The organism is Bacillus sp. JJ1521 (assembly GCF_036965165.1).
Taxonomy (GTDB): Bacteria; Bacillota; Bacilli; order Bacillales; family Bacillaceae_L; genus Ferdinandcohnia.
This window is the reverse complement of the sequence record NZ_JBALOX010000196.1, coordinates 4,303-7,537: the sequence shown is the minus strand read 5'-3', so window position 1 is coordinate 7,537 and position 3,235 is coordinate 4,303. Positions and strand designations below refer to the sequence as shown.

Here is a 3,235-nt window from a genome sequence, read left to right as displayed (position 1 = left end):
ACCCCTGCATCAGCTCCGGAACCACCGAACCGCCCGCCCCCTCAAAACCACACTTCACACAAAAAAACACCGTCCAACTAGACCCCTTTCACGAAAAATTTTCGAATCTATGAATAATATTTTGGGCTTTGTCGAAAAATAATCGAAAAAAATTTTTTGAAAATGTATATAATTCCGCGAATCTGTTCAGAATGGTTGCTGAGGTGATAAACATGAGAGAGGAAGAAAAGAAACGTACTTCTCAAAAATCAAGTTTACAACGCTTATTTAGAAAGCGTTGGGTATTTCCAGCAATCTATTTAGTAAGTGCAGCACTCATTCTAACCGCGGTTTTATGGTTCACGGGCAAAAACGATGTAGCGAAGGATGATTTGAAATATGGTGAAAATCAGCCAGGAACAGCTACAGGTGACCAACCAAGCGTACCGGTAAACCAAGCTGCAGAAAAATTTAAGATGCCTGTCATTGACGAAAATGCAATCCAAGTGTTTAGGGAATTTTATGACGCAGAGGCTTCAGCTGAAAAGCAAGAAGCGGCTCTTGTAGTCTATAACAATATTTATTCCCCTAACAAAGGAATTGACATCGTCGCTAAAGACGGGAAAGCATTTGAAGTGGTTGCATCATTAGCAGGAACAGTAACACGTGCAGAAAAGGATCCACTACACGGAAATGTTGTGGAAATCGAGCACACTGACGGTGTAGTCACAATGTATCAATCACTTGCAGACTTAAAAGTGGCAAAAGGTGACGTAGTTGAACAAGGTGAAGTCCTTGGAATGGCTGGCGAAAACCAATATGACACAGAGGCAGCAATTCACGTACACTTTGAAATTCGTAACAACGGAGTAGCTATTGATCCGATTAAGTACTTTGGACAATCTGTAACGACACTTGAAAATAGTGAGCAAGGTGCAGACGACAAAGAAGCTGCTAATAAGGAAGAAGACAAGCAACCTGCAGAAGACAAGCAACCTAAAGAAGAAGAGAAACCAGAAGACAGTAAGAAGCCAGCAGACAAAGAAGGCACTCCTGCTGACGATGAAGACTCAGGTGAAGAGGAAAATGCAAACTCAACTGATGCTTCAATCGGAATGGCAAAAGCGTAAGGCTTAAGAGAAACAGTAGTCTAGCTGTGGTGGCAACTTTAGCTAATAATCTCAAACCGATTACTCAAATTGAGTAGTCGGTTTTTTTGATGGGACTATGTGCGTTTCCCTCAGGTCAAAAATCTTTTAGAATCCCACTGAACTTTTTCCAAACCTCAAACGTACTATCTTCGGAAAAACATTTGAAAGGAACGTGATCGACTATGGCAGCTATTAACTGGGCGCTTATCGCACCGATTATTGTGATTTCTTTGATTTTGATGGTGACAGCTTTAATTGACCTTGTAAGAAGTGAACAAACAAATGGACCGAAGATTTTATGGGTGTTTGTTATCCTATTGGTCAGTACGATTGGCCCAATTCTCTATTTTGTAATTGGAAGGAAGAGATAGGATGACGGAAACTCTAGTCTCAATCGAAAATTTAGTGAAGCAGTTCGGGAAGGAGACAGCGGTAAACAATCTTTCCTTTGAGATTAAAAAAGGTAGCTGTACCGCTCTGCTTGGTCCAAACGGCGCTGGAAAAACAACAACGCTACGGATGCTAGCGGGACTCCTTCACCCAACCTCTGGAAAAGTTGCATTTGATGGCATGGAAAATGGCGACAATCGTAAATACATTGGCTACCTGCCACAGCACCCTGTTTTTTACAACTGGATGTCGACAAATGAATTTTTAGTCTATGTTGGCCAGCTTGCTTATTTATCGAAACAGGAGTCCCAGCAAAAAGCGGATGAGTTACTCGAATTAGTCGGACTCGCTGATGCGAAGAAAAAGAAGATCGGTGGTTTTTCTGGTGGAATGAAGCAGCGCTTAGGAATTGCACAGGCGATGATTCATGAGCCAAAGCTTGTCATGCTTGACGAACCTGTATCCGCCCTTGACCCTGTTGGCCGCCGCGAGGTCATTGAAATGATGCGAGAATTGAAAAAGAAAACAACGATTCTTTTCTCAACTCATGTGTTGCATGATGCAGAGGAGGTTTGTGATGATATTGTCATCATTCGTAAAGGTGAATTGGCGTTAAGTGAAACGCTCGAAGGTTTACGAAAAAAGCATCAGCATGATGTGATTGTCATCGAGGCAGAAACGGATATCGCAGACTGGGCAAACGGCTTAACAGCAATCGAGTCAGTTCATGAAGTAACTGTTGAGCGCACGGCTGCAACAATCGTCGTAACACAGCTAGATGCAGCACGAAATGCTATTTTACAAGATATCTTGATTAAAAAAATACCAGTTTCAACGTTTAAAATTGGGCAATCGTCCCTCGAGGATGTATTCATGAAGGTGGTGAAATCATGAGGCAATGGTCGGTATTATTTAAAAAAGAATGGATAGAAATGACTCGGAATTATAAAATCCTATGGATTCCACTTCTCTTCATTTTATTAGGAATCATGCAGCCGGTCACTTCGTATTATTTACCGGAGATAATCAAAGCAGCGGGTGAACTGCCAGAGGGAGCGGTCTTTGAAATACCGATTCCATCGCCACAAGAGGTCATCGTGCAAACCTTTGGTCAATACAGCCAGATCGGAGTACTTGTGTTGGTGCTAGCGTTCATGGGAATTGTAGCGGCTGAGAAAAACAGCGGTGTGTCCGATATCATTCTCGTAAAACCTGTTTCGTTTGCAAATTATATTACGTCAAAATGGGTCAGTATCGTGTTGATGACAATAGGTTCATTTTTACTAGGAATCATAGCATCTTGGTATTATACGGGTATTTTAATTGGTGATATTGGATTTGGAGACTTAATGAAGGGTTCGCTTGTTTATGGAACGTGGCTGGTTTTCCTTGTGACAGTTACACTTCTATTAAGCTCACTATTTAAAAGCAATATTTTTGTGGCATTTATGTCGTTATTGGTAGCGATTGGACTTTCCGCACTCACTTCACTATTATCAAAATGGATGACATGGAGCCCAGCGAGACTTTCAACACATGCAAGCAAGCTTCTATTAACAGGAAGCCCGGATAAACAATTTGCTCTATCCTTGACGGTGTCCATTCTATTAATTCTTATACTGCTAGTTAGTTCAATCTATCTTTTTGCAAAAAAAGAACGAGCGGCTTAAATCAATTGCGCCTTGGCGTATTTGCGCCCGATTTTTAGGCCCACA

Annotated in this window: 4 protein-coding genes; all 4 read left to right on the top strand. The window is 41.6% G+C overall.

Annotation, left to right across the window (positions count from 1 at the left end):
* The first annotated feature begins 212 nt into the window (after nt 1-212).
* Entirely contained in the window at nt 213-1,109 is an 897-nt protein-coding gene (locus V7147_RS21610; RefSeq protein ID WP_335369870.1) for a peptidoglycan DD-metalloendopeptidase family protein, read from the top strand.
* A 203-nt stretch (nt 1,110-1,312) separates the two neighbouring features.
* On the top strand, nt 1,313-1,501 hold the full coding sequence (locus V7147_RS21605; RefSeq protein WP_335369869.1) for a PLD nuclease N-terminal domain-containing protein: 189 nt from the start codon (nt 1,313-1,315) through the stop codon (nt 1,499-1,501).
* Nucleotide 1,502: 1 nt separating this feature from the next.
* On the top strand, nt 1,503-2,414 hold the full coding sequence (locus tag V7147_RS21600) for an ABC transporter ATP-binding protein (RefSeq protein WP_335369868.1): 912 nt from the start codon (nt 1,503-1,505) through the stop codon (nt 2,412-2,414).
* Nucleotides 2,411-3,190 carry an ABC transporter permease gene (locus V7147_RS21595; protein ID WP_335369867.1) on the top strand — a complete coding sequence of 260 codons (780 nt, stop codon included), beginning with the start codon at nt 2,411-2,413 and terminating at the stop codon, nt 3,188-3,190. Before V7147_RS21600 ends, V7147_RS21595 begins: the two co-directional genes overlap by 4 nt.
* The last annotated feature ends 45 nt before the right edge of the window (nt 3,191-3,235 follow it).